This window comes from Chloroflexota bacterium (assembly GCA_016875535.1).
Lineage (GTDB): Bacteria > Chloroflexota > Dehalococcoidia > SHYB01 > SHYB01 > VGPF01.
The window spans coordinates 1-5,954 of sequence record VGPF01000072.1 but is presented as its reverse complement, the minus strand read 5'-3'; the positions used below and the strand labels follow the sequence as shown (position 1 = coordinate 5,954).

The following is a 5,954-nucleotide window of genomic DNA, read 5'->3' as shown; positions in this document are numbered from 1 at the left end:
GGTGCTCCTGCACCAAGCGCACCGCCCGCTCTCGCACCTCCGCTGGATACCGTCCCGGTCGTGTCATGGCTTCCTCCCCTCAAGGATAATAGCCTCCACTTTTCCCGGGGCGGTTCACAGGAGAGGGATAAGAGGGTGAGGTCTCCTCCTCCCCTCGCCTCATGTGCTCGTCCGCGAGCTACGGGAGGGACCAAGGTCGAGTCTTCGCGACCCCGATGCGGCATCGGGGGAGAGGTCTCCCGCCGTTGACACTATTTCTCCGCGTGTGCTAGGCTTACCAGGCTTACCTAAGTCAACGATATATTGCCTTCCCGCCAGGGATGCGCTGAGGATAGCCACCAAGAAAGAGGAGCCTATGACCACCATTCAAAACAAGGCCATGGATTGGAAGCCCGCTCGGAAATTCAAGCCCGAGGAAGTCAAAGAGGCCATCGCCAGCATGCCCGTGGAGATCCAGCACCGCCGCGTGGGTCCCGTCCTGGGCATCATGTCTCTGAACGTCGCGCAGCGTGTGGCGCAGCATCTGGGTCAACCGGGAGTGGACATCATCAAGGCCGCCGCCGGGCAGCTCTCCAAGCAGGTGGGCGCCGATCTCTCCCAGCTCGATATGACCAAGGCCACCTTCAACGATCTGCTCAAGCACATCACCGGCAAGAACACGATGGACGACCTAGATGCCAAACAGGTGAGCCAGTTCTACTTCACGTGCGCCGCCATGCTCATGAAGTTCAGCTGCGATGTCCTGGAGAAGCTCGGCGATGAGAAGGGCCAGCACGTCATCGAGCAGGCATGGGAAGAGGTCGCCAAGCAGCACATGTACTGGGATCTGGTTGCCGACCAGTTCGATCTGAAAGGCAAGGACGCCAAGACGGCGATTGCCTTGCTTGCCGGCACGGATGCCCTGATGGGAGTCAAGTTCGAAGTCGGCAAGATGACGCCGACGTACGTGGAGCGCAACATCACCTTCTGCACTCCGGTGGCGATGGCCTGGAGCATGGGCTATTCACACGATACGGTCCGCAAGTTCTGCGAGACCGTGGCAACCTCCGTGTGCATCCGCGGCCCGCAACAAGTGGTCCCGGGCGTCAAGATCAAGTATCTAACGCGCATGTCCTACGGCGACCAGTCCTGCATCGAGATCGCAGAGTTCGATCCGAAGGCCGCCAAGCCCGGCGCCAAAGCGTAACCCTGGCGCATCAGCCCGAACTACCATACCTTAATTACGGGAGATTTATGTATGCCGTATATCCTTGAGGAGTACCACCACCGGGTCTTCGGAGGCGTCTCTTCCATCACCGCGCATTTCCTCCGCCCGGAGTGGAACCGGATGCAGCACATCCAGAGCTACATGATACTTTCCCCTGAGCAGCGTAGCGACGCCCTGGCTGGCGCTCTCGCCGCTCAGGACGCGTCTGACGCGGCAAAGGTCTCGCGGCAGGATAACAGCACCGCCCTCATGCAGGCCGATGCGCTCCGCTGGCTCGCCTATCGCAAAGAGCGCCTCCAGGCTGACGACGCCCGCGCCTTCCGCGACCTTCTCTCATTCTGGGCGGTTGAGTTCCACAAGAGCGTCATGTCCTTGGATTTCCCAACCAAGTGGAAGAAGACCAAGGCCGGGGCGCTCTATGAGACCATCGTCAAGACGAGCGAGCTGATGCTCGTGCAGGAGAAGCCCTCCCGCGATTTCCCGAACGCGACATGGGAGAACGGGATGATCCTCTGGAATGCCGTCTACCACTTGAATGAAGAGCTCGATACCCTGCTCTACAAGCTGACCGGCGGCGCTCCGCGTCCGGTCCTGAATAGACCCATCAGATTCCCCGTGAAGAAAGCGGCAAAGAAGGCCGCAAAGGCTCGGAAGGCCTCATAGCATTCCCGCTGATGCCACGCTCGCAAACGCCCCGAACTTCCTCGGGGCGTTTGCTTTTGCAGTACACTAGTCGGGATACCCGAGGGACAGAGGTCACGCACCATGCTCAATCTCACCGAATCCCAGCTCCAGATCCAAAAGATGGCGCGGGACTTCGCGAACAAGGTCATCGCCCCGCAAGCCCTTAAGCTCGATGAGAGCGAGGACTTCCCGCACGATATCTTCGAAAAGATGCGCCAAGTGGGGTTGACCGGCATCGCCATAGATCCGGCATACGGCGGCTCCGGCGGCGGCGCGGTGGAGACGGTCCTCGCTGTGGAAGAGATCTGCCGCGCCTATGCCGGTGTCGGCACGATCCTAGCCGTCCAGATCGGCCTCTATGGCCCCGTCATCGTGCGCTTTGGATCGGAGGCCCAGAAAAAGGCCTTCGTGGAGCCGCTGAGCACCGGCAAGCTCGTCGGCGCCTTTGCCCTTACCGAGCCCAACGCCGGCTCCAACGCCGCCGCCCTTGAGACCACCGCTATCCGTAAAGGCGATAGGTACATCTTGAACGGCTCCAAGACCTTTATCTCCTGCGCCGATGGCGCCACCCACTTCATCGTGGCCGCCACCACAGATAAGGCAAAGGGAAGCAAGGGCATCGCCATCTTCGTCGTGGCGCGCAACACCAAGGGTGTGTCCCTGAAGAAACAGCATGGAAAGATCGGCATCATCGCCTCCACCACCTGCGACCTCTTCTTTGACGATGCGGAAGTCCCCGCCGCCAACCTCATAGGCCGGGAGGACGAAGGCTACAAGTATCTCCTCCAAGTCCTTGAGGTATCGCGCATGAGCGTCGCGGCGCAGGCCACAGGCATCGCCCAATCGGCCCTGGATACTTCTGTGGCCTGGGCGCAGCAGCGCAAGAGCTTCGGCGCGCCCTTGGCGCAGCACCAGGGCATCCAGTTCATGCTGTCGGAGATGGCCACCCGCGTGGAAGCCGCGCGACTCCTTACACACCAAGCCGCCGCCCTTAGTGATGCCGGGAAACCCTTCAGCAAGGAATCGTCTATGGCCAAGCTCTTCGCCGCCGAAGCCGCCATGTGGGTCTCGACAAAGGCGGTCCAGGTGCACGGCGGCTACGGCTACTTTAAGGGGAGCATCGTGGAGCGCTGTTTCAGAGACGCCAAGATCACGGAGATCTACGAAGGCACGTCAGAGGTCCAGAAGATGCTGATCGCCAAACGGCTCTTTGAAGGGAATCGGTGACGAGCGTTCGAATCGGAAGGAAGCCCGGACAGCAGCCGGCGCGCCGCTAAGACGCTACGGGCTTTGCCTTATCCGCGACGTCTATCGCGTCCTGGATCTGCGGCAGAACGGAGGCCCACGCGGCAGCGGCCGCCTTGTACGCCTCCACACCCCTGGGCGTCAGACTGCACACCTTCCGCTCCCGGGCCCCTTGGTATTCGCCCTTCACCTCAACGTACCCATGCTCCACCAGCTCTTTCAGAGCGGGGTAGATCATCGCATCCGTGGGCTCGCAGCAACCCTCGGCGGCCTTGCGCACCGCCTCTTTCAAGCGATAGCCGTGGGAGGGCTTATCGTACAGGGCGCGCAACATGAAGAACCGCGAAAGGCTCCGGCGGATCAGCATCTCCCAGTAGTCAGGCTTATCCCAGCTCACCCTTGGCGTGTCCTTTCTCGGGATTTCCCTTCCGATTAGGGGAGCTCTGATACCGATCGCAGGCAAAGCGCCTTTGTGCATACGTTACGTATAGCCTGACGCGAATGATACCACAGCGTGACCTTAGAGGCATGCACAGCCCGCGATTCCAGCAGGAGCTTTCCAAGCCTCCGCCAATCTTGACAGGTGTATCCCTGGGTGTTAGCCTGCCATTCAATAACTAACCTAGGTATTGTCCTTGACCGTGTTGAAGCTGTCTCCAGCCTAGCCCGACTCCGTCGGCTGCGTGCGAGGTGTCCCCGATGGCAAAGAAACACCGCATCATCTCTGCCGATGGTCACACCATAGAGCCGCCGGATATGTGGGAGCGCTATGTCCCAAAGAAGTTCCACGATCGCATCCCGCGCATCGTCAAGGATCCCATGGGAGGAGACGCCTGGGAGTTCCTCCGCGGGGCCCCTCCGATGCCCATCGGCCTGGTGACGGCGGCCGGGAAGACCTATGAGCAGTTCCATTGGTACGGGTCCACGTACGCCGGTATCAACCAAGGGTGCTTCCTTGGCAGACCGCGCCTGGAGGAGCAGGACAAGGATGGCATTGACGCCGAGGTCCTCTTCCCCTCTCAGCGGACGATGCAGTACTTCATGGCGAACGAGGACGATGCCTTCCACCGGGCGGGCATCGAGGCCTACAACGCCTGGATCTACGATGAGTTTTCGGCGCCGGACCGGGCGCGGCTTATCCCCATCGCCCAGATGCCGAACCTCGGGGTAGAGACCGCAGTGGCGGAACTGCGCCAGGCGAAGAGACACGGCTTCAAGGGCGTTGTCATCAGCGCCTGGCCCTCAGGTGAGGAGAACGTGAGCCAGCAGGACGAGCCGTTCTGGGCCGCCGCCGAGCAGGAGAGGATGATTGTCCACATCCACGGCGACATCCTGCAGAAGTCCAAGCGAGCGGCGCCTGGAAGCAGCAAGGCGGCGGCGGAGAAGGTCGGCGGGAAGCAGGGACTGCCCAGCCTGGCTGAAATGGGGGGAGGCATCGCCCATATCTCCGGAGCGATGTCTAGGATGATCTACGCAGGCATCTTCGACCGCTACCCTGCCTTGACGGTTGTAGGCGTTGAGGTGGGCGCAGGCTGGATACCGATGTTCTTGGAGCATATGAACGACTTCTGGTGGCGCAACCGCACCTGGACGAACTCCACGTTAAAGCTGACCCCAGCCGAGTATTACCACCGGAACTGGCGCGTCACCTTTATCAAGGAGGCCTTCGCCATCAAGAACCGCGATGCGGCGGGGGTCGGCAACATCATGTGGTCTACCGATTATCCGCACCACGGCTGCGATTGGCCCTACAGCCGCCGGGTTATTGACGAGATGTTCGTGAACGTCCCGGAGGCAGACAGACGAGCCATTGTTTGCGATAATGCCGCGAAGCTGTATGGCCTTGTCTGATATCCGTCTCAGCGAGCGTCTCTGATGCGCTCATCTTGACGAGGGGAAAAGGGCCGCTACACCGTTATGCGCGACTACGTTTTCAAACGAGTCCTGGTCACGATTCCGGCCCTCATCATCGTCTCCCTGATGATCTTTTCCCTTGTGCGCCTCTTCCCGGGAGACACCATCGTGGCCATGGCCTCCGAGTCCGGCTCCTTCGGCTTCAGCAGAGAGGCCGAGGCCCAGATACGCGCCATCCTTGGCATCGACAAGCCCTTTTTCACCCAGTACTTCAGCTGGATAGGCGGACTCCTCACGGGGGATGCCGGCACGTCCCTCTGGACGCGCCAACCCGTCTCCCACGAGATCGCGCGGACGTTCCCGATATCCCTCGAGCTTGCCGTCTTCTCATCCATCGTGGGCATCGCAGTCGCTCTGCCGGCGGGCATCATCGCCGCCATCAAGCGCAATTCCGTGCCGGACGTCCTGGCCCGATTCGTGAGCCTCATCGGCCTGTCCGTCCCCAGCTTTTGGATCGCCACGATGCTCCTGGTCTTTTTCTCCATCCAGTTCCGCTGGATCCCTCCCGTGATCTACCAGAGCTTCACCGATAACCCGGGCGGCAACCTCCTGCAGTTCCTCTTCCCATCGCTCCTCCTCGGCTTCGGCCTCTCAGCCACCACGATGCGCATGACGCGCTCGGCGATGCTGGAAGTGCTGCGGGAAGACTATGTGCGGACGGCCCGGGCCAAGGGCCTCACGGAACGGGTCGTAATCATGCGGCACGCGCTGCGCAATGCCTTCATTCCGGTGATCACCATCATCGGCACACAGCTGGCCTATCTGCTCGGCGGCACCATCATCATCGAAGTCATCTTCGGCCTGCCGGGCCTGGGCAGGCTGACCCTGGAGGCAGTCACGCACCGGGATTACACGCAGATCCAGGCCAACGTGATGCTCATCGCCGCCATCACCATGCTCGTGA

The 5,954-nt window shown here is 61.1% G+C and carries 6 protein-coding genes; 5 read left to right on the top strand and 1 reads right to left on the bottom strand.

Annotated features, from left to right (window positions below; genetic code table 11):
• Positions 1–355: 355 nt before the first annotated feature.
• The 3 genes from FJ039_12425 (at position 356) to FJ039_12415 (ending at position 3,118) form a co-directional block, all read left to right on the top strand.
• Positions 356–1,186, top strand: coding sequence for a hypothetical protein (locus FJ039_12425; protein ID MBM4406953.1), 831 nt, complete (start codon positions 356–358; stop codon positions 1,184–1,186).
• A gap of 51 nt (positions 1,187–1,237) precedes the next feature.
• The gene (locus FJ039_12420) at positions 1,238–1,870 is read left to right on the top strand and encodes a hypothetical protein (GenBank protein MBM4406952.1); all 633 of its coding nucleotides are present in this window, start codon (positions 1,238–1,240) and stop codon (positions 1,868–1,870) included.
• 102 nt (positions 1,871–1,972) lie between these two features.
• Positions 1,973–3,118 (top strand): acyl-CoA dehydrogenase, encoded by a 1,146-nt coding sequence (locus FJ039_12415; GenBank protein ID MBM4406951.1) that lies wholly within the window; start codon positions 1,973–1,975, stop codon positions 3,116–3,118.
• A 46-nt stretch (positions 3,119–3,164) separates the two neighbouring features.
• Here FJ039_12415 and FJ039_12410 read toward each other — a convergent pair whose 3' ends face one another.
• Positions 3,165–3,614, bottom strand: coding sequence for a PadR family transcriptional regulator (locus FJ039_12410; GenBank protein MBM4406950.1), 450 nt, complete (start codon positions 3,612–3,614; stop codon positions 3,165–3,167).
• 221 nt (positions 3,615–3,835) lie between these two features.
• On the opposite strand from FJ039_12410, the gene FJ039_12405 reads away from it, so the two are divergent.
• Positions 3,836–4,987, top strand: coding sequence for an amidohydrolase (locus FJ039_12405; GenBank protein MBM4406949.1), 1,152 nt, complete (start codon positions 3,836–3,838; stop codon positions 4,985–4,987).
• Between the two features lie 66 nt (positions 4,988–5,053).
• On the top strand, positions 5,054–5,954 hold a 901-nt coding region (locus FJ039_12400), incomplete at its 3' end, for an ABC transporter permease (GenBank protein MBM4406948.1).